At 72.6% G+C, this 17,777-nt stretch carries 19 protein-coding genes; 10 read left to right on the top strand and 9 right to left on the bottom strand.

The window, feature by feature from the left end; translation table 11 throughout:
- Positions 1 to 125 precede the first annotated feature (125 nt).
- From ACFXPX_RS32530 to ACFXPX_RS32520, 3 genes are all read right to left on the bottom strand, one after another.
- On the bottom strand, positions 126 to 1,088 hold the full coding sequence (locus ACFXPX_RS32530; protein WP_375881863.1) for a threonine/serine dehydratase: 963 nt from the start codon (positions 1,086 to 1,088) through the stop codon (positions 126 to 128).
- A gap of 4 nt (positions 1,089 to 1,092) precedes the next feature.
- Positions 1,093 to 1,551 carry an Lrp/AsnC family transcriptional regulator gene (locus tag ACFXPX_RS32525; RefSeq protein ID WP_030232219.1) on the bottom strand — a complete coding sequence of 153 codons (459 nt, stop codon included), beginning with the start codon at positions 1,549 to 1,551 and terminating at the stop codon, positions 1,093 to 1,095.
- 119 nt (positions 1,552 to 1,670) lie between these two features.
- A complete protein-coding gene (locus ACFXPX_RS32520) occupies positions 1,671 to 2,345 on the bottom strand; it encodes a UbiX family flavin prenyltransferase (RefSeq protein ID WP_375881861.1) in 675 nt (224 codons plus the stop codon).
- A gap of 91 nt (positions 2,346 to 2,436) precedes the next feature.
- Here ACFXPX_RS32520 and ACFXPX_RS32515 point away from each other — a divergent pair, with 91 nt between their 5' ends.
- The 3 genes from ACFXPX_RS32515 to ACFXPX_RS32505 all read left to right on the top strand — a co-directional run bounded on the left by ACFXPX_RS32515 (position 2,437) and on the right by ACFXPX_RS32505 (position 6,328).
- Entirely contained in the window at positions 2,437 to 3,183 is a 747-nt protein-coding gene (locus ACFXPX_RS32515) for a cyclase family protein (RefSeq protein WP_380399047.1), read from the top strand.
- Between the two features lie 65 nt (positions 3,184 to 3,248).
- Positions 3,249 to 3,965 (top strand): MOSC domain-containing protein, encoded by a 717-nt coding sequence (locus ACFXPX_RS32510; RefSeq protein ID WP_375881856.1) that lies wholly within the window; start codon positions 3,249 to 3,251, stop codon positions 3,963 to 3,965.
- A 275-nt stretch (positions 3,966 to 4,240) separates the two neighbouring features.
- Positions 4,241 to 6,328 carry an LPXTG cell wall anchor domain-containing protein gene (locus ACFXPX_RS32505; RefSeq protein ID WP_380644273.1) on the top strand — a complete coding sequence of 696 codons (2,088 nt, stop codon included), beginning with the start codon at positions 4,241 to 4,243 and terminating at the stop codon, positions 6,326 to 6,328.
- 152 nt (positions 6,329 to 6,480) lie between these two features.
- Here ACFXPX_RS32505 and ACFXPX_RS32500 read toward each other — a convergent pair whose 3' ends face one another.
- Entirely contained in the window at positions 6,481 to 7,275 is a 795-nt protein-coding gene (locus ACFXPX_RS32500; protein ID WP_380586190.1) for a TetR/AcrR family transcriptional regulator, read from the bottom strand.
- A 97-nt stretch (positions 7,276 to 7,372) separates the two neighbouring features.
- Between ACFXPX_RS32500 and ACFXPX_RS32495 the strand changes: the two genes are divergently transcribed.
- From ACFXPX_RS32495 to ACFXPX_RS32485, 3 genes are all read left to right on the top strand, one after another.
- Positions 7,373 to 8,599: an FAD-dependent oxidoreductase gene (locus ACFXPX_RS32495; protein ID WP_380586193.1), complete on the top strand. Its 1,227-nt coding sequence runs from the start codon at positions 7,373 to 7,375 to the stop codon at positions 8,597 to 8,599.
- A gap of 93 nt (positions 8,600 to 8,692) precedes the next feature.
- On the top strand, positions 8,693 to 9,448 hold the full coding sequence (locus tag ACFXPX_RS32490; RefSeq protein ID WP_380522874.1) for an alpha/beta fold hydrolase: 756 nt from the start codon (positions 8,693 to 8,695) through the stop codon (positions 9,446 to 9,448).
- A 62-nt stretch (positions 9,449 to 9,510) separates the two neighbouring features.
- Positions 9,511 to 9,861, top strand: a complete 351-nt coding sequence (locus ACFXPX_RS32485; RefSeq protein WP_375881844.1) for a hypothetical protein — start codon at positions 9,511 to 9,513, stop codon at positions 9,859 to 9,861.
- 97 nt (positions 9,862 to 9,958) lie between these two features.
- On the opposite strand, the gene ACFXPX_RS32480 is transcribed toward ACFXPX_RS32485, so the two are convergent.
- From ACFXPX_RS32480 to ACFXPX_RS32465, 4 genes are all read right to left on the bottom strand, one after another.
- Positions 9,959 to 10,237, bottom strand: a complete 279-nt coding sequence (locus ACFXPX_RS32480; protein ID WP_380586196.1) for a type II toxin-antitoxin system RelE/ParE family toxin — start codon at positions 10,235 to 10,237, stop codon at positions 9,959 to 9,961.
- Positions 10,238 to 10,241: 4 nt separating this feature from the next.
- The gene (locus ACFXPX_RS32475) at positions 10,242 to 10,523 is read right to left on the bottom strand and encodes a type II toxin-antitoxin system Phd/YefM family antitoxin (RefSeq protein ID WP_375881838.1); all 282 of its coding nucleotides are present in this window, start codon (positions 10,521 to 10,523) and stop codon (positions 10,242 to 10,244) included.
- A gap of 72 nt (positions 10,524 to 10,595) precedes the next feature.
- A complete protein-coding gene (gene mqnP / locus ACFXPX_RS32470; RefSeq protein WP_375881836.1) occupies positions 10,596 to 11,492 on the bottom strand; it encodes a menaquinone biosynthesis prenyltransferase MqnP in 897 nt (298 codons plus the stop codon).
- Positions 11,489 to 12,946, bottom strand: a complete 1,458-nt coding sequence (locus tag ACFXPX_RS32465; protein WP_375881834.1) for a menaquinone biosynthesis decarboxylase — start codon at positions 12,944 to 12,946, stop codon at positions 11,489 to 11,491. Before ACFXPX_RS32465 ends, mqnP begins: the two co-directional genes overlap by 4 nt.
- Before the next feature lie 92 nt (positions 12,947 to 13,038).
- On the opposite strand from ACFXPX_RS32465, the gene ACFXPX_RS32460 reads away from it, so the two are divergent.
- The 4 genes from ACFXPX_RS32460 to ACFXPX_RS32445 all read left to right on the top strand — a co-directional run bounded on the left by ACFXPX_RS32460 (position 13,039) and on the right by ACFXPX_RS32445 (position 16,751).
- Positions 13,039 to 13,542 carry a PLD nuclease N-terminal domain-containing protein gene (locus ACFXPX_RS32460; protein WP_380522877.1) on the top strand — a complete coding sequence of 168 codons (504 nt, stop codon included), beginning with the start codon at positions 13,039 to 13,041 and terminating at the stop codon, positions 13,540 to 13,542.
- A 451-nt stretch (positions 13,543 to 13,993) separates the two neighbouring features.
- Positions 13,994 to 15,595 carry an acyl-CoA carboxylase subunit beta gene (locus tag ACFXPX_RS32455; protein WP_375881829.1) on the top strand — a complete coding sequence of 534 codons (1,602 nt, stop codon included), beginning with the start codon at positions 13,994 to 13,996 and terminating at the stop codon, positions 15,593 to 15,595.
- Between the two features lie 75 nt (positions 15,596 to 15,670).
- Positions 15,671 to 15,880, top strand: a complete 210-nt coding sequence (locus ACFXPX_RS32450; protein WP_375881827.1) for an acyl-CoA carboxylase subunit epsilon — start codon at positions 15,671 to 15,673, stop codon at positions 15,878 to 15,880.
- Positions 15,881 to 16,139: 259 nt separating this feature from the next.
- Positions 16,140 to 16,751 (top strand): ScbR family autoregulator-binding transcription factor, encoded by a 612-nt coding sequence (locus ACFXPX_RS32445; RefSeq protein WP_375881825.1) that lies wholly within the window; start codon positions 16,140 to 16,142, stop codon positions 16,749 to 16,751.
- Between the two features lie 85 nt (positions 16,752 to 16,836).
- Here ACFXPX_RS32445 and ACFXPX_RS32440 read toward each other — a convergent pair whose 3' ends face one another.
- Positions 16,837 to 17,454: a ScbR family autoregulator-binding transcription factor gene (locus tag ACFXPX_RS32440; RefSeq protein WP_375881822.1), complete on the bottom strand. Its 618-nt coding sequence runs from the start codon at positions 17,452 to 17,454 to the stop codon at positions 16,837 to 16,839.
- Between the last annotated feature and the right edge of the window lie 323 nt (positions 17,455 to 17,777).

The raw sequence follows: 17,777 nt of genomic DNA, 5'->3' as shown, positions 1-17,777 counted from the left end.
ACCTCGCCGCGTTGTCGTCGGTCGCCAATGCTCCGCAGTGGCTCCCTCCTCCGCCTTGCGATGCACGCACCCCAACGCCGCCCCGCCCGCCCTCCGGGTGGACGACGGGAGTTTGAAGACGGGCCCTAGGCGCTGAGCAGCTCGGCGAGCAGACCCGGGTCGATGTTGCCGCCGCTGACCACGGCGGCCACCGTCCGGCCCCCGGTCTCGGCGGCGCGGTGGAAGTAGGCGGCCGGGGCGACCGCGCCGGAGGGCTCGGCGACCAGCCGGCCGCGGCGGGCCAGCAGGGCGACGGTGGCGCGGATCTCGTCCTCCGTGACGGTGACGATGTCGTCGACGTAGGCGGTGAGGTGCTCGTACGGCAGCACGCCCACCGAGGGGGTGCGCAGCCCGTCCGCGAGCGTCCGGTAGGTGTCGGCGACCGGCCACTCCACCCGGCGCCCGGAGCGCAGGCTCTCCTGGGCGTCGGCGGCCAGCTCCGGCTCCACCCCGATCACCCGGACGCCCGGGCGGGTGAGCTTGAGCGCGGCGGCCGTCCCGCTGATCAGGCCGCCGCCGCTGACCGGCACCAGCACGGTGTCCAGCCCGGTCGGGGCGTCCTCGGCGATCTCCAGGCCCACCGTGCCCTGGCCCGCGATGATGAACGGGTCGTCGTACGGCGGCACCCAGACGAAGCCGAACCGCTCGGCCAGCTCGCCGGGCAGGGTGTCCCGCTCCCCCGGCGGGACGAGGATCACCTCGGCGCCGAACGCGCGGGTGGCCTCGACCTTCACGGCGGGCGAGGTGTCCGGCATCACGATCACGGCCTTGAGGCCGAGCAGCTGCGCCGCGTAGGCCACCGCCTGCGCGTGGTTGCCGCTGGACTGGGCGACCACGCCGCGGGCGCGCTCGTCCGGGGTGAGCGCGGCCAGCCGGTTGTAGGCGCCGCGGGTCTTGAAGGCCCCGGTCGGCTGGAGGTTCTCGGGCTTGAGCCAGAGCCGCCGCCCGTCCTCGGACGCCCAGGGGGCGGGGACCAGCGGGGTGCGCACGGCGACCCCGGCGATCCGCTCCCGGGCGGCGTGCAGCTCCTCCAGACCGACCAGTGCCATGCCGTCACTCTCCTTCGGGGGGGAGCTCGCTCACCCGGTTCTCCCACTTCGTGGAGAGTACGACGGTGGTGCGGGTGCGGGCCACGCCCTTCGTGCCCGAGATCCGCTTGACCACCGACTCCAGGCCGGCCACGTCGGCCACCCGGACCTTGAGCATGTAGGAGTCGTCACCCGCGATGAACCAGCAGTCCTCGACCTCGTTGAGGTCCTTCAGCCGGAACGCGACGTCCTCGTGGTCGGCGGCGTCGGTCAACTGGAGACCGATCAGGGCCGTGACGCCGAAGCCGAGCGAGGCCGGGTTGACCGTCGCCCGGTAGCCGGTGATCACACCGGCCTGCTCCAGGCGGTTGATGCGGTCCGTGACGCTCGGGCCGGAGAGTCCGACCAGTCGGCCCAGCTCGGCGTAGGACGCACGGCCGTTCTCCCGGAGCGCCTGGATGAGCTGTCTGTCCACCGTGTCCATATACCGTCCGCGTCCTTCCGAACCTCACCAGACCCACAGATCATTATCCGGATTCAAAGGCGCCGTGCGCTGAACGACCCGGATATCGCAGAGAAGATACTCTCCCGCCCTCGCTCTCCTTACTCCCCCTCAGCCCGAGCGGCCTCCCCGTCGCCCGGTTTGCGGGCGGCCGCGCCCAACTCGCCCTCCCAGCGCAGGTACAGGGAGTGCGGCACGCCGACGGCGTCCAGCACCCGGCCGGCCACGAAATCCACCAGTTCGCGCACGGTGGAGCCGCCGGCGTAGAAACCGGGCGAGGCGGGGAGCACGACGGCGCCCTGCGCGTCGAGTTCCACCAGGTGCTTCAACGTCACCCCGTTGAGTGGTGCCTCGCGCACGCAGACGACGAGCGGACGGCGCTCCTTGAGGGTGACGCTGGCCACCCGCTGGAGCAGGTCCTTGCTCAGGCCGAGCGCGATCCCGGCCACCGCGCCGGTGGTCGCGGGGACCACCAGCATCCCCTTGGCCGGGTACGAGCCGCTGGACGGGCCGGCCGCGAAGTCCCCGGCCGGCCAGTAGCGGACGTCGTCCAGGCCCTCGTCCGTGCCCAGCCAGCGGGCGAGGTCGGCGCGCCAGTGGGCGTCCCGGAAGGAGATGCCGGTCTCGTCCAGGATGGTGAGCCGGGCGGCCCGGCTGACGATCAGGTCCACCGCCTCGCCGGCGGCGAGCAGCGCCCGGATCACCGAGGCCGCGTACGGCGTCCCCGACGCTCCCGAGACCCCGACCACCCACGGCTGACGCTTCGCAGTTCCCATGGAGGCAATTCTGTCCCGCCCCCACCTGCGGCTCCGCCCCGGGCACCGCGGACCGGGCCCGCGCGGGCCCGCCCCCTGGGAGGATGGGCGCATGGCAGCGACCCTCGTCGACCTCACCCATCAGGTGACCACCGCGATGCCGGTCTACCCCGGCGACCCGGCCGTCCTGCTGGCGCCCGCGCTCACCACCGCCACGGCGGGGGTGAACGTGCTGGCCCTGCACCTCGGCTCGCAGTCCGGGACGCACGTGGACGCGCCGTACCACGTGGACGTCACCTGGCCGACCCTGGACGGGCTGCCGCTGGAGCGGTTCACCGGCCCGGCCGTGGTCGCCGACCTGCGCGGGCTGGAGCCCCGGACGGCCGTCACCCCCGACCTGCTGGCGCCCGCGCTGGCGCGCTGCGCCGAGGGCACCGTCCTGCTGCTGGCCACCGGCTGGGCCCGGCACTGGGGCACCGACGCCTACCTGGCCCACCCCAGCCTGACCGCGGCCGCCGCCGAGGCGATCGTGGCCGCCGGGGTGCGGACGGTCGGGGTGGACGCGCTGAGCGTGGACCCCACCCCCGACCCGGGGCCGGAGGACCCGGCGGTCGCCGCACTGCTCGCCGACCTCACCGACGAGCACGACGGGCCCGACCCGGTGGAGGAGCCGACGCTGGCCGCCCACCGGGTGCTGCTGGGCGCGGACGGCGGCGGGGTGATCGCGGAGAACCTGACCGACCTGCGGGCGCTGCTGGCGGCGCAGGAGGCCGGCCGGCCGGTGGAGGTGTCGCTGTTCCCGCTGCGCCTGGTGGCCGCGGACGGGGCCCCGGTGCGGGCGGTGGCGCGACTGGGCTGACCGGCCCCGACCCGGGCCGCACTTGGTCTAGACCAACTCCGATGGCGCCACTAGGCTTTCCGGCCATGGCTGAGATCATCGGAGTGGTCGAGCGACTCTGGCGCTACCCCGTGAAGTCCACCGGCGGCGAGCGGCTCGACTCCGTCGACGTGGACGTGCGCGGCCTGGCCGGGGACCGCCTCTACGCCGTCCGCGACGCCTCCGGGAAGCTCGGCTCGGGCAAGAACACCCGCCGCTTCCGCCGGATGGACGGGCTGCTCCGGCTCTCCGCCCGCCTCGGCCGCCGGATCGACGGCCCCGAACTGTTCGACCCGCTCGGCCGCCCGGTCGACCACCCGACCGCCTTCCTGCGCGCCTACCTCCAGCGCGAGGACGTCGAACTCGCCCGCGAGGACGCCGTCCCGCACTTCGACCGACTGCCCGTCAGCGTGCTCAGCACCGCCACCCTGGACTGGGTCCGCGAGGCCGTCCCCTTCGCCGTGGTCGACGAACGCCGGTTCCGCCCCAACATCGTGCTGCGCACCCCGCCGGGCACCCCGCCCTTCGTCGAGGACGCCTGGCTCGGCCGGCAGGCCCACGGCGGGGCACCGGACAGCGCCCGGCTCGCCTTCGTCTCCGCCAGCGAGCGCTGCGCGATGAGCGGCGCCCCGCAGCCCGGCCTGCCGCACGCGCCGGAGATCCTCAAGGCGATCGTGCACGCCCACGACGGCCGGCTCGACGCCCTCGCCGAGGTCGCCGCCCCCGGGCGGCTGCGGCTCGGCGACCGGCTGGTGCTGGACTGAGTCCTGGTCACGGTGCCACGATGCCGACACCAGCGCCGATATAACCGCAGGTCAGAGCGGTCTCGAAGATTCCCCGAAAAGTTTCGAACTCACCTGCAACCCCCGCGACCCTTGCACGTCTATGTGAGTGAGCGGCGGGGAAACCCGCCGGAGCGGACCGCAGGCGACACCGGGGACACCGACCCCGGACCTCAGGTCCGACCCGTACCGAACTGATCGACCAGCAGCGCAAAGCTGCCGGTGAAACACCCTGGGGGGTATTCAGAATGTCCGTCGTGCGTGCACGCCGTTCCCGCTCCGCCGTCGTCACCGCCGCCACCCTGGGCGTGCTGCTCGCCACCGGCGCCGTGGTCGCCGCCCCGGCCGCCTACGCCGCCGACGCCCCGGCCGCCACCGCCTCCGCCTCCGCCGAGCCGACCGCCCCGAAGACCTCGACCGAGGCCGGCAAGCCGTCGCTGACGGTCAACGCGCCCGCGTCCTTCGGCAACGGCGGGGAGCCGGTCGAGTTCACCGAGACCGTCACCAACCCCGGCGCCACCGACGCCTCCTACAAGCTGTGGTTCGACGCGAGCAACCCGGCGGCCGCCTCCCGCACCCAGCTCACCATGGACTACCGCGACGCGGACGGCGCCTGGAAGCCGGTCGACCTGGCCTTCACCAACTCCGGCGGCCACTTCGCCGGCGGGATCCCGACCGCTCTGACCGTCGCCGGCGGCGCCACCAAGACGGTCCAGCTGCGTCTCGGCCTCCCGATCAACAACAACTGGGGCAGCCACGACCTGCCCATCAAGCTCGACTCCACCGTCCTCGACGAGTCCGGGCACACCGTTCTCGCCGAGAGCACCAAGGACGTGACGGCCAAGGCCATCACGGTGCAGGTCAAGGACGCCCCGACCACCGCCGTCGCCGGCGGCGCCCCGGTCGAGTTCGACGTCACGGTGACCAACCCCAGCGCCGCGCGCTACACCGACGTCGCCAAGGTCATCGAGGCCGACAAGCGCAGCAAGCTCCAGGTGCAGAACGCGGACGGCAGCTGGGAGACCGTCACCGCGGCCCCCGACCAGTTCGGCCGGGTCCTCTACCGCCTCACCGCGGACAAGACCCTCGCCCCCGGTGCCTCCTTCACCCGGCACGTCCGCCTCTCCTTCACCGCCGACGCCCCGATCGGCACCACCTACATCCACCCGTGGGCCATGCTCGGCGAAGGCGGGGCGTTCGCGCCCGTCGTCTGCGGCCCGCAGTTCGTCGCGATCAACCTCACCGCCGGCCCGAGCCTGTCGGTGCAGGAGCCGTCGTCCATCGGGAACTCCGGCAAGCCGGTCGAGTTCACCGAGACCGTCACCAACCCGGGCGGCAACGACGCCACGTACACGCTCAAGCTGAACGTCAGCAACCCGGCCGCCCGCAGCGCGGGCCGCTTCGCCGTCGACTACCGCGCCGCCGACGGCACCTGGAAGCCCGTCACGCTGAACTTCAGCCAGGGCGAGAGGACCTTCAACTTCAGCGGTGAGATCCCGGGCGTGTCGGTCGCCGCCGGTACCACCAAGACCCTCCAGCTGCGCCTCTCCGCCCCGGTCAACAACGACTGGCCCAACGCGCACGGGGACGTCACGCTCTACTCCGCGATCGTGGACGGCGCGAACACGGTCGTGTCCGAGAGCACCAAGAACGTCGAGATGAAGGGCCTCGGCCTGGCGGTCAAGAACGCGCCGAGCACCGCCGAGATCGGCGGCGCCCCGATCGAGTTCGACTTCACCGTGGACAACCAGAGCGCCTCGGACTACGACAACCTCTCCCCCGTCGTGGTCGTCGACCGGTACACCAAGCTCCAGGTGCAGCAGGCCGACGGCAGCTGGACGGACATCACCGGCAAGCCGAGCCCCCAGTCCGGCGGTCCGGTGGTGTACCACCTCACCGCGGACAAGAACCTCGCGGCCAAGTCGTCCTTCACCAAGCACGTGCGCCTGGCCTTCACCGCCGACGCCCCGATCGGCCGGGTCTCCGTCACCCCGGCGGTCATCCTCGGCGAGCAGCCGGCCGGCAGCCCGTACGCGGACGCGTGGGCCAGCACCCAGGGCTTCTCCCTCGACCTGACCGCCACCCCGGCGGAGTACGCGGGCAAGGGCGCCGACAAGGGCAACGGCACCGCCGTCAAGGCCGGTCTCACCACCGGCACCGGCACCGGCACCACGGCCGACAGCACCGGCACCGACACCGGCACCACGACCGACACCCAGCTGGCCGGCGGCTCGCTCGCCCACACCGGCTCGGACGGCATGCTGGCGTCCGCCGCGGCCGCCGCCGGCCTGCTCGCCAGCGGCATCGGCGCCCTCTTCTTCGCGCGTCGCCGTCGCAACGCCTGACCCCGCTCCGAGAAGCACCCGAGCCCCGGCTCCCGGCACCGTCCGGGGGCCGGGGCTCGGCCGTTCCGGCCGCCCCTCAGCCCCGGGCTCGGCTCGGGCAGTCGAGCACCAGGCACTGCAGGGTGCCGATCACGGTTCTCCTCGGGGTCGGTTCAGGGGTTCCGGTGGCCCGGCCCGGGCAGGGCGACCGCCCGCAGGTAGGCCTCGACGAACAGGTCCAGCACCTCGTCCGGCGACGGCAGTCCGGCGCCGAACGCGGGCTCCAGCACCGGTCTCATCAGGACGTGGTTGAGCAGCGGGCCGAGCATCAGCTGGGCCAGCACCGGGAGCGGCAGCGGGCGCAGCCGCCCCGCCTCGACGTACGGCAGCAGCAGGCGGGAGAGGCCGTCGAACATCCGCGGCAGGTGGGCCTCCATCATCCGGGCGGCGGGGCCGTCCGGGCGGCCGAAGAGGTCGGCGAAGACCGCCGGGACGACCCTCGGCTCGCGGTCGAAGGCCGCGGCGAAGGTGTGGTGGATCGCCCGGACGGTCTCCTCCAGGCTCTCCGGCGGGTCCGCGGCCAGTGTCTCCAGGTCCGGCAGCGGGCCGTACTGGAGGAAGACGGCGGTGAACAGGCCGTCCCGCCCCTCGAAGACGGTGTGCAGGCTGGGCAGTGAGCAGTCGGCCCGGTCGGCCACGGCGTCCAGGGTCACTCCGGCGAGGCCGCGTTCGGCGACCAGCCGGCCCGCCGCCTCGATCGCCCGTTCCCGCACCGGCGGCCGTCCGCCCGGGTCGACGCCGGCCTGCCGGACGGCCTCGTCCAGCGGGGCCCGGGAGCCGCCGAGGCGGCGCAGCAGGGTGCTGCGCGACATTCCGGCCGCCGAGGCGATCGCCGTCAGCGGGACGTCCGCGACGTCCCGCCCCCGTGCCTTCGCGGCCGCCAGGGCGGCCGCCACCAGTTCGTTCATGTGAGACATCGTACTACTTGACACCTGAGACGGTTCCAGAGACGCTCTATAGGCAAGTTCCACCCAGGAACGGCAAGGGATCGAAGGGGAGAGAGCCATGAGCGTCGTCATCTCCGGGGGCGGACCGGCCGGAATGGTGCTGGGCCTGATGCTGGCCCGAGCGGGCGTCGAGGTGACCGTGCTGGAGAAGCACGCCGACTTCCTGCGGGACTTCCGCGGCGACACCGTCCACGCGTCCACCGTGCGCCTGATGGACGAACTGGGCCTCGGCCGGAAGTTCGCCGCCCTGCCGCAGAGCCGGCTCGGCAACCTGGTGGTACCGGTGCCCGGCGTCGGGGACGTCGCGCTGAGCGCCTTCGACCGGCTGCCCGCGCCGTACAACTACATCGCCATGATGCCGCAGTGGGACCTGCTCAACTTCCTGGTCGAGGAGGCGAAGCGGGAACCCACCTTCACCCTGCGGATGAACACCGAGGCCACCGGACTGCTCCGGGAGCACGGCCGGGTGGTCGGCGTCCGCTACCGCACCCGGGACGGCGAGGAGGGCGAGCTGCGCGCCGACCTCACCGTCGCCGCCGACGGCCGGCACTCCACCCTGCGCCGGGAGGCCGGCCTGGTGCCCGAGGAGTACCCGGTGCCCTTCGACGTCTGGTGGTTCCGGCTCCCCCGGCACGCCCACGAGCAGGCCGCGCCGCCCAGCCTCACCCCCGGCTTCGGCGAGCGCGAGCTGGCCCTCAGCTTCACCCGCGACGACTACTTCCAGATCGCCTACTTCAAGTCCAAGGGCTTCGACCCCGAGCTGCGCGCCGAGGGCATCGAGCGCTTCCGCGCCCGGATCGCCCGGCTCATGCCGCAGTTCGCCGACCGGGTCGACCAGTTGGCCGGGACGGACGAGCTCCACCTGCTCGACGTCAAGCTCAACCGGCTGGACCGCTGGTACGTCGACGGGCTGCTGCTGATCGGCGACGCCGCCCACGCGATGTCCCCGGCCGGCGGCGTCGGCATCAACCTCGCCATCCAGGACGCCGTCGCGGCCGCCGCCCTGCTCGCCGAACCGCTGCGCCGCGGCCGGCCGACCGTCGCCGCGCTGGCCCGGGTCCAGCGGCGCCGCTGGTGGCCGACCGTGGTCATGCAGCGCCTCCAGCGGGTCCTGCACGGCATCATGTTCGTCCCGGTGCTCACCGGCCGGCGCTCCGGGCCGCCGACCGCCTTCGCCGCGGTCGCCCGCCGGGTGCCCGCCGTCCGGATCGGCCTGTCCCGGCTGCTCGCCATCGGGCCGCGCCCCGAACACGCCCCAGCCTTCGCCCGCCGGCCGTCCGCCTGAGCCTCCGCCCGGCCGGCCGCTCGAGCCCGGGCCCGAACGGCCCGCCCCGGACCGGCCGTTCGGGCGGGCGGTTTCCGGGGAACGACCCCCGGCATGACGATCCCTCATCGCCTGACCGGTACGGGCGCCCACCCCGTCCTCGTCCTGCACGACTGGTTCGGCACCAGCGCGGGCTGGGGCCCCTTCCTGGACTACCTCGACGGCAGGGCGTTCAGCTACGCCTTCCTCGACTACCGCGGCTACGGCGAGCGCAAGGACGTGACCGGCGCCTACACCCTCGCCGAGATCGCCGCCGACGCGCTCGCCCTCGCCGACCAGCTCGGCTGGGACCGCTTCTCGCTGGTCGGCCACTCGATGGGCGGCAAGGCGGCCCAGCAGGTCCTGGCCGAGGCCCCGCTGCGGGTGCGCAAGCTGGTCGGCCTGTCGCCGGTTCCGGCCGGGGCGTACCCGCTGGACGAGGCGGGCGAGGCGCTGTTCTACGGCGCCGCCGAGGACCGCGAGAAGCGGTACGCGATCCTCGACCTGGTCACCGGGCAGCGGGCGGGCCGGGTCTGGCTGGACCGGATGGTCGACCAGTCGCTGCGGCTGTCGACCGTCGAGGCCTTCGACGGCTACGTCCAGGACTGGACCACGGCCGACCTGGAGCCCCGGATCAGCGGGAACCCCGTCCCGGTCAAGGTCATCGTCGGCGAGCACGACCTCGCGCTGACCGCCGACGTGATGCGCGGCACCTGGCTGGAGCACTACCCCAACGCCGAGTTGGAGGAGCTCGGCGGCACCGGGCACTACCCGATGTACGAGGCGCCGGTGGCACTGGCGACCGCGATGGAGGCCTTCCTCCACAACTGAGCCGCGGAGCGCTACCGCGAACCGGCGGCGAGTAGGCTCGGACGGGACGAGAGGAGAGCCCCGTGAGCCAGCCGGTCCCGGACGGAGCCGAACTCATCCCCAGGCCCGAGAAGTCGCCCGCCGCTCTCAAGGCCGCCCTCGCCGTGGTGGCCTCCGCCCGGCTGCCGGAGATGGTGGAGGGACAGACCCGGGCCATGGCCGCCGCCATCGACTCAGGAAGCATCAGCCCGCTCCGCGCGTTCGTCGCGCACTGGGCGGCCGTCGTGGAGATCGAGCGGGTCCCGGCCACGGCACGGGCCTACCACCGGGCGAACTACCTCGCCAACCACGCGGAGAGCGTCGAGGAGTGCCGTCGGAACGCCACCGACGTCGCGGCGATCTACCGGGCCGCGTTCTCGGCGGTGAACGAGTGAGCTGGAGCTGGGAGTACCTGCCCAGCCCGGAACACGTCACCGGCGGCGCACCCGCCGACTTCCTGGCGGCCGTCGAGACGAAGGCCGCCGAGACGTCTCAGTACCGGCGGTAGACCTCGCGCCGGTTGCCCACGGCCACCACCCACACGACCAGCAGCCCGTCCTCGATCGTGTAGACGACCCGGTAGTCGCCGACCCGGAGGCGCCAGTGCCCCGGATGACCCTGGAGCGGCTTGATGTCGAAGGGCTCCGTGCCGCCGCTGTCGAGCGCCCGCTGGAACTCGGTGAGGCGGTACATGATCCGCAGGGCGTCGGGGCGCGGCACCTTGAGCATGTCGCGCTGCCCCTGGGGGGTGAAGCGTGTCACGTGGCCCATCGGGTCACCCTTGCTGGGCGCGCAGCATCGCGGCCATCTCCTCCAGGGAGACGGACCCTTCGCGCCCCTCGGCCTCGGCCTCCTTCGCGAGCCCGCTGAGCCAGGCGTCCTCGGCCTCCTCGGCCAGTCGGCTCAGGCGCCGGTACTCGTCGATGTCGATCACCACGGCTTCCTGCTTCCCCCGCCGGGTGATGATCGTCGGGGTGCCGTCCCTACGGGCCCGGTCGATGACGTCCGCCAGGTGGCTGCGCACATCGGCCATGGATTCCACGACAGACTCACTCATGGCACGAATGTAACAGATGTACATCTATTCCAGGAGAGGATCCCGGGCCGGCCGGGGCCGGGCCCGCGGGGGTCAGATGCCGAGGCCGCGGATGACCAGGTCGACCAGGGCGAAGAAGAACAGCGAGATGCCGACGAAGCTGTTCGTCTGGAAGAAGGCCCGGTTGAGCCTCGACAGGTCGTTCGGCTTCACGATGGTGTGCTCGTAGACGAAGGCGCCCGCGACGACGGCCAGGCCGACCCAGAACGCGGGGCCGGCGTCGGTGAGCACCGCGAACCAGCCGAGCAGCAGGGTGGTCAGGACGTGGCAGACCCGGGCGCCGCGGATGGCGGCCGGGACGCCGAAGCGGGCCGGCGGCGAGCCGACGCCGTGCTCCCGGTCGGACTCGACGTCCTGGCAGGCGTAGATCAGGTCGAAGCCGCCGATCCAGATGCCGACCGCGGCCCCGAGGACCACGGCCTCCCAGGACCAGGTGCCGGTCACCGCGAGCCAGGCGCCGACCGGGCCCATCGCCTGGGCCAGGCCGAGGATCGCCTGCGGGAAGTTGGTGAACCGCTTGCCGTACGGGTAGACGACCATCGGCACCACGGCCACCGGCGCGAGGGCCAGGCAGAGCGGGTTGAGCAGGGCCGCCGCGCCGAGGAAGACCACCAGGGCGACCGCCGAGCCGGCGTACGCGGTCCTCAACGAGACGGCGCCGGTGACGAGTTCGCGCCCGGCGGTGCGCGGGTTCCGGGCGTCGATCTCGCGGTCGATGATCCGGTTGGCGGCCATCGCGAAGGTGCGCAGGCCGACCATGCAGACGGTGACGACGAACAGTTCGCCCCAGTGCACCCGCTTGTCCGCCAGGAACATGGCGGTCAGCGCGGCGATGTAGGCGAAGGGCAGGGCGAAGACCGAGTGCTCGATCATCACCAGGCGCAGGAAGGCCTTGGTGCGCCCCGGGGTCTCGACGGCGGCGGTGCTCACAGCCCGTACTCCTTCCAACGACGGGTCACCAGTGCGGCCGTGGCCGGGTCCGAGGAGACCATCTCCGGCCAGCCGCCGTCCCGGGTGTAGCCCTCCTCGGGGAGCTTGCGGGTCGCGTCGATGCCCGCCTTGCCGCCCCAGAACTGCTGGTAGGAGGCGTGGTCGAGGTGGTCGACCGGGCCCTCGACCACGGTGAGGTCGCGGCTGTAGTCGACGTTCCCGAAGGCCCGCCAGGCCACTTCCTGGTAGTCGTGGACGTCGCAGTCGGAGTCCACCACGATGATCAGCTTGGTGAGCGACATCATGTGGGCGCCCCAGATCGCGTGCATCGTCTTCTGGGCGTGCTTGGGGTACTTCTTGTCGATCGAGACGATCACGCAGTTGTGGAAGCCGCCGGCCTCGGGCAGGTCGTAGTCGACGATGTCCGGGATGATGATCTTCAGCAGCGGCAGGAAGAACCGCTCGGTGAACTTGCCCAGCGGGCCGTCCTCGGTCGGCGGGCGGCCGACCACGATGGACTGCAGGATCGGCCGGCGGCGCATGGTCACGCAGTCGATCGTCAGCGCCGGGAACGGCTCCTGCGGGGTGTAGAAGCCGGTGTGGTCGCCGAACGGGCCCTCGGGGAGCATCTCGCCGGGCTCCAGCCAGCCCTCCAGGACCACCTCGGCGTCGGCCGGGACCTGCAGCGGGACGGTCTTGCAGTCGACCATCCGGACCCGCTCGCCCGCGACGAAGCCGGCGAACAGGTACTCGTCGATGTCGCCGGGCAGCGGTGCGGTGGCCGCGTAGGTGACGGCCGGCGGGCAGCCGAAGGCGATCGCCACCGGGAGGCGCTCGCCGCGCTTGGCCGCGACGGCGTAGTGGTTGCGGCTGTCCTTGTGGATCTGCCAGTGCATCCCGATGGTGCGGCGGTCGTGCCGCTGGAGCCGGTAGAGGCCGAGGTTGCGGACCCCGGAGTCCGGGTCCTTGGTGTGGGTCAGGCCCAGGTTGAAGAAGGAGCCGCCGTCCAGCGGCCAGGTGAACAGCGCGGGCAGCTCGTCCAGGTTGACGTCGTCGCCGGTGAGCACGACCTCCTGGACCGGGGCATCGCCGGACTTCACGTTCCGGGGCGGGACGTGGGCCATCGAGGCGAGCTTGCCGAAGGCGTCCCGGAACCCGGTGAAGCCCTGCGGCAGTTCGGGCTTGAGCAGGCCGGCGATCTTCTCGGAGATGTCCTCCGGGCCCTTGAGGCCGAGCGACTTGGCGAGGCGCCGCTCGGTGCCGAAGACGTTCATCGCGATCGGCATCGACGAGCCCTTGACGTTCTCGAACAACAGCGCCGGGCCCTTGGCCTTCTGCACGCGGTCGACGATCTCGCCGATCTCCAGGTGGGGGTCCACCTCCGCCTTGATGCGCTTGAGGTCGCCCTCGCGGTCGAGGGCTCGGAGAAACGAGCGGAGATCGTCGTATGCCATGCCAGTCAGTATCCGCCACCCGATAGCCTGGCTTGCGTCAAGGGCCCCGGGAGGCGCCCGCCGCTCCGGCCCTCGCGGGGGAGATCACAGCCGTGCTGAGGATTCTTCTGACCATCGTCCTTCCGCTCGCGCTGTGGGTGTGGGCGTTCATCGACTGCCTGGTCACGCCCGAGGGAGAGGTCCGGCACCTGCCGAAGCCGATCTGGCTGATCATCGTGCTGCTCTTCCCGCCGCTCGGCCCGATCGCCTGGCTGGTGGCCGGGAAGCGGCGCGGCTTCCTGCGCACGGGCGCGCCGGACGGAGGACCGGGACGGACGGACGCGGACGGCCGGAGCGGTTCCGCCGCCCCGCGCCGCGGCCGGCCGGTGGCCCCGGACGACGACCCGGAGTTCCTGGCCTCCCTCGGGAACGGGTCCGCGAGGAACGGGTCCGCCGAGAACGGCCCCGAGAAGAAGGACGCCCCCTCGAAGGGCGGGTCCTTGCAGAAGGACGACAAGGACCACGAGGACATGCTCCGGCGGTGGGAGGCCGATCTGCGCCGCCGGGAGCAGGAGCTGCGCGGCGGCGAGGAGCCCGAGGACGGGCGAAAGAGCTGATCGGAGCGGGTCCGCCGCTCCCCCGGACAGCCCACCCGGGCACCCACGGGTGGGCTGCGGCCTTTTTGGCGCTTCCCTACGACCGGGAAGCGTCCGGCCTTGATCGCCCCGTTCCCGGCGCCACGGTCCAGCCGTCCTCGAGCGGTACTCCGGACGGCCGCCCCACACTGCTGGAGGACGGTCCTGACCTGCGTTTTCCTTCATGCTCAGATCATCGGACCATCATCTGCCCGACAACCCCCGGTATTCGAACGGCCACCGAGCGCACAGCCCTCGGGACGACCGCTTCTGTACAGGCCTGACAGCTAAACGAACTCGACCTTGTACGGAATCGACGCCGAAACCAGCGCACGGCCCCTCGTACAGTCATAAGTGAAGAAGTTGATTCGCAGCTGGGGGTACAGCAGACGCTGGCTGTCGGACAGTTCCCTCACCCTTGGAGTGGTTCGAGATGACGGTTGTGCATGAGGCGCCGGTCGGCGGCGAGGTCCCCGAGGTCCCGGCCGATGCCAAGGGGCGGGTCGCCGAGCTCCACGAGCTCCGCGCGCAGGTGCGCCGCGGCCCGAGCGACAAGGCCACCGAGGCCCAGCACGCGAAGGGCAAGCTGACCGCCCGCGAGCGCATCGACCTGCTGCTGGACGAGGGCTCCTTCCGCGAGGTCGAGCCGCTGCGCCGGCACCGCGCCCAGGGCTTCGGCCTGGAGGCCAAGAAGCCGCACACCGACGGCGTGGTCGTCGGCTGGGGCACCGTGCACGGGCGCACCGTGTTCACCTACGCGCACGACTTCCGGATCTTCGGCGGCGCCCTGGGCGAGGCCCACGCGCAGAAGATCCACAAGATCATGGACATGGCCATCGCGGCCGGTGCCCCGCTGGTCTCGCTGAACGACGGCGCCGGCGCCCGCATCCAGGAGGGCGTCACCGCCCTGGCCGGTTACGGCGGCATCTTCCAGCGCAACACCAAGGCCTCCGGCGTCATCCCGCAGATCTCGGTGATGCTCGGCCCGTGCGCCGGCGGCGCCGCGTACTCCCCCGCGCTGACCGACTTCGTCTTCATGGTCCGCGAGACCTCGCAGATGTTCATCACCGGCCCCGACGTGGTCCAGGCCGTGACCGGCGAGAAGATCAGCCAGAACGGCCTGGGCGGCGCCGACGTGCACGCCGGCGTCTCGGGCGTCTCGCACTTCGTCTACGACGACGAGCAGTCCTGCATCGAGGAGGTCCGCTTCCTCCTGTCGCTGCTGCCGCAGAACAACCGCGAGATGCCGCCGTCGGTGGTCAGCGAGGACCCGGTCGAGCGCCGCAACGACAGCCTGCTGGACCTGGTGCCCGTCGACGGCAACCGCCCGTACGACATGCGCAAGGTGATCGAGGAGATCGTCGACCACGGCGAGTTCCTGGAGGTCCACGAGCGCTGGGCCACCAACGTGCTCTGCGTGCTGGCCCGGGTCGACGGCCACGTCACCGGCATCATCGCCAACCAGCCGCAGTCGCTGGCCGGCGTGCTCGACATCAACGCCAGCGAGAAGGCCGCGCGCTTCGTCCAGATGTGCGACGCCTTCAACATCCCGCTGGTCACCCTGCTGGACGTGCCCGGCTTCCTGCCCGGCGTCGACCAGGAGCACGGCGGCATCATCCGGCACGGCGCCAAGCTGCTGTACGCCTACTGCAACGCCACCGTGCCGCGCATCTCGCTGATCCTGCGCAAGGCCTACGGCGGCGCCTACATCGTCATGGACTCCCGCTCCATCGGTGCGGACCTGTCCTACGCCTGGCCGACCAACGAGATCGCGGTGATGGGCGCCGAGGGCGCCGCCAACGTCATCTTCCGCCGCGAGATCAACGGCGCCGACGACCCCGACGCCATGCGCGCCGAGAAGATCAAGGAATACAAGAGCGAGCTGATGCACCCGTACTACGCGGCCGAGCGCGGCCTCGTGGACGACGTCATCGACCCGGCGGAGACCCGCCAGGTGATCGCCTCCGCCCTGGCGATGCTCCGTACCAAGCACGCCGACCTGCCCAGCCGCAAGCACGGCAACCCGCCGATGTAGCAGCGGCACGGTTCGCAGCAGCAGGCCGTACCGAGCACACCACACACCACAGCAACCGGGGGAGAAACCAAGGACATGACCGCTTCCGCCGAACCCCTCGTCCGCATCGTCCGCGGCAGCCTCTCCGACGAGGAGCTCGCCGCCCTGACCGCCGTCCTGATGGCCCGCGCCGCCGTCGCGCAGCAGGCCGCGGCCGCCGCCCAGGTCGAGCCGATCGCCAACTGGCAGCGCCTGGAGCGCCGCCCGGCCTACTACTCGCCGGTGAGCTGGCAGCAGGCGGCCTGACGCCTCCGGGCCCCGGGCCCCGAGAGTCCGACCTCGACGGCCGGTCACCCCCATCGGGTGACCGGCCGTCGGGCTGTCCGGCCGTGCTCCGCCGGCCGCCGCGGCGCGGGCACCCGGGGCCCCCGGCGCCGTTCGTGCCCGTCCGACCGGGCGCGGAGCGGCTCGGTAGGATACCTACCGGACGGTTCACGCCCGTCGCCCCGTCGGCCCCCATAGGATCGGCCGCTGCCGAGGTACAGAACTTTCCAGGGAGGCTGCGATGGCCAGGCAGGCCCGCGCGCTGGCAACCCGCCAGGCGGTACTCCTCGCGGCGGCCGAGGTGTTCGACGAGCGGGGCTACGCCGCCGCCACGATGGCCGAGATCCTGGACCGGGCCGGTGTCACCAAGGGCGCGCTGTACTTCCACTTCCGCTCCAAGGAGGAGCTGGCGCTCGCCGTGATCGAGGGCCAGGGCGCCTGGATCGCCACCTGGGAGCCCTCCTCGGACAGCCCGGTGCAGACCCTGATCGACCTCGGGTACGCGTTCGCCCGCGCGCTCCAGGAGGACCCGCTGGTGCGCGGCAGCATCCGGCTGACGATCGAGCACGGCAGCTTCACCCAGCCGCAGATCGCCGCCTACCAGGGCTGGATGGACCTGGTGGGCGCACTGCTGGAGCGCGCCCGGGAGGCCGGGGACCTCCACCCGGGGGTCGACCTGGTGGCGGCCTCCGGGGTGATCACCGGCGCGGTGACCGGGATCCAGCTGAGCTCCCAGGTGCTGGCCGACCGGCAGGACCTGATCAAGCGGATGGCCGACCTGTGGACGCTGCTGCTCCCGGGCCTCGTCCAGCCGCACGCCCTGGCCCGGCTGAGCGTCGCCGAACGCCGCTGAGCGCCGCTGAGCGCCGCACCGCACGACTGGGCGCCGCCCGGGGCCGGCGGCCCAGCGCGCCCCGGTCGGACCCGACCGGCCCCGGTCAGACCCGGTAGCCCGCGCAGTCGTCCGGCCCCACCAGGGCTGGCAGGGCGGCCGCCCAGAGCTGCCGGACGGCCTCCGGAGCCGGTCGGCCGGGCTCCTCGGCGGCCAGCAGCACCTGGCCGGCCACCACCGCGGTGAGCAGTTCGGCGCAGGCCCGCCGGTCCGCCCCGGGGCGCAGCTCCCCGGCCCGTTCGGCGCGCTCCAGCAGCCGCTGGACGACGGCGGCGAGGCTGCGCCAGGCGGTGCCCGGTCCGGCGCAGCCGTCGGCCGGCCGCAGGCCCTGGCGGCCGAGCCGGACGCCGGCCCGGACCACCACGTCCTCGCGCAGCAACCGGGCCAGCTCGTGCGAGAAGTCGATCAGTGCCTGGACGGCCCGGTCCTCGGTGCGCAGGGCGCGCAGCGCGGCCGCGCCGATCTCCCGTCCGGCGGCGGCCCGCACACCGTCGGCGAGGGCCTGCTTGGAGACGAAGTGGAAGTAGAGGGCGCCCTTGCTCACCCCGGCCCGGCGACTGATGTCGACCAGGCTGGCGGCCTCGAACCCGGCCCCCGCGAAGGTGTCCGCGGCGGCGAGCAGCACGGCCCGCCTGGTCCGCCCCGCGCGTTCCTGCTTGACCACTGATCCCCCCGGACTCCGCCGGACGCGTTCCCCGCCCCACCCGGCCGCTGTCGGCGCGCCCTCGGTCGGAGGCGACGCCTCGCATGCGGAGGGCACTGGCCGAAACCGCATGGTTGGTATCTAATCTAGCGCCTGTGTCGACCCCGCCGTCCAGCGGGGACCACCCCCCGCCCAAGGTCTGCCGTCCCCAGTTCAGGCATTCCCGCAGACCAGAGGCCAGGTAGCGTGGTCGGTCCGGGTCTTGCGACGGGCCACCCCCGGCCGCAGAAGACAAACCGGGTGGTATGTATGTTTTGCTGTGGGGCGTCCGTGGCGGGCGCTCG

It is taken from the genome of Kitasatospora sp. NPDC059146 (assembly GCF_042786665.1).
Taxonomy (GTDB): domain Bacteria; phylum Actinomycetota; class Actinomycetes; order Streptomycetales; family Streptomycetaceae; genus Kitasatospora.
The sequence above is the reverse complement of the archived record's forward strand: the minus strand, read 5'-3'. Positions and strand labels throughout refer to the sequence as shown.

What these genes read in the sequence shown, in the direction of transcription:
- ACFXPX_RS32530 (WP_375881863.1), bottom strand. Translation starts at nt 1,088, where the DNA reads ATGGCACTGGTCGGTCTGGAGGAGCTGCACGCCGCCCGGGAGCGGATC.
- ACFXPX_RS32525 (WP_030232219.1), bottom strand. Translation starts at nt 1,551, where the DNA reads ATGGACACGGTGGACAGACAGCTCATCCAGGCGCTCCGGGAGAACGGC.
- ACFXPX_RS32520 (WP_375881861.1), bottom strand. Translation starts at nt 2,345, where the DNA reads ATGGGAACTGCGAAGCGTCAGCCGTGGGTGGTCGGGGTCTCGGGAGCG.
- ACFXPX_RS32515 (WP_380399047.1), top strand. Translation starts at nt 2,437, where the DNA reads ATGGCAGCGACCCTCGTCGACCTCACCCATCAGGTGACCACCGCGATG.
- ACFXPX_RS32510 (WP_375881856.1), top strand. Translation starts at nt 3,249, where the DNA reads ATGGCTGAGATCATCGGAGTGGTCGAGCGACTCTGGCGCTACCCCGTG.
- ACFXPX_RS32500 (WP_380586190.1), bottom strand. Translation starts at nt 7,275, where the DNA reads ATGAACGAACTGGTGGCGGCCGCCCTGGCGGCCGCGAAGGCACGGGGG.
- ACFXPX_RS32495 (WP_380586193.1), top strand. Translation starts at nt 7,373, where the DNA reads ATGAGCGTCGTCATCTCCGGGGGCGGACCGGCCGGAATGGTGCTGGGC.
- ACFXPX_RS32490 (WP_380522874.1), top strand. Translation starts at nt 8,693, where the DNA reads ATGACGATCCCTCATCGCCTGACCGGTACGGGCGCCCACCCCGTCCTC.
- ACFXPX_RS32480 (WP_380586196.1), bottom strand. Translation starts at nt 10,237, where the DNA reads ATGGGCCACGTGACACGCTTCACCCCCCAGGGGCAGCGCGACATGCTC.
- ACFXPX_RS32475 (WP_375881838.1), bottom strand. Translation starts at nt 10,523, where the DNA reads ATGAGTGAGTCTGTCGTGGAATCCATGGCCGATGTGCGCAGCCACCTG.
- ACFXPX_RS32465 (WP_375881834.1), bottom strand. Translation starts at nt 12,946, where the DNA reads ATGGCATACGACGATCTCCGCTCGTTTCTCCGAGCCCTCGACCGCGAG.
- ACFXPX_RS32455 (WP_375881829.1), top strand. Translation starts at nt 13,994, where the DNA reads ATGACGGTTGTGCATGAGGCGCCGGTCGGCGGCGAGGTCCCCGAGGTC.
- ACFXPX_RS32450 (WP_375881827.1), top strand. Translation starts at nt 15,671, where the DNA reads ATGACCGCTTCCGCCGAACCCCTCGTCCGCATCGTCCGCGGCAGCCTC.
- ACFXPX_RS32445 (WP_375881825.1), top strand. Translation starts at nt 16,140, where the DNA reads ATGGCCAGGCAGGCCCGCGCGCTGGCAACCCGCCAGGCGGTACTCCTC.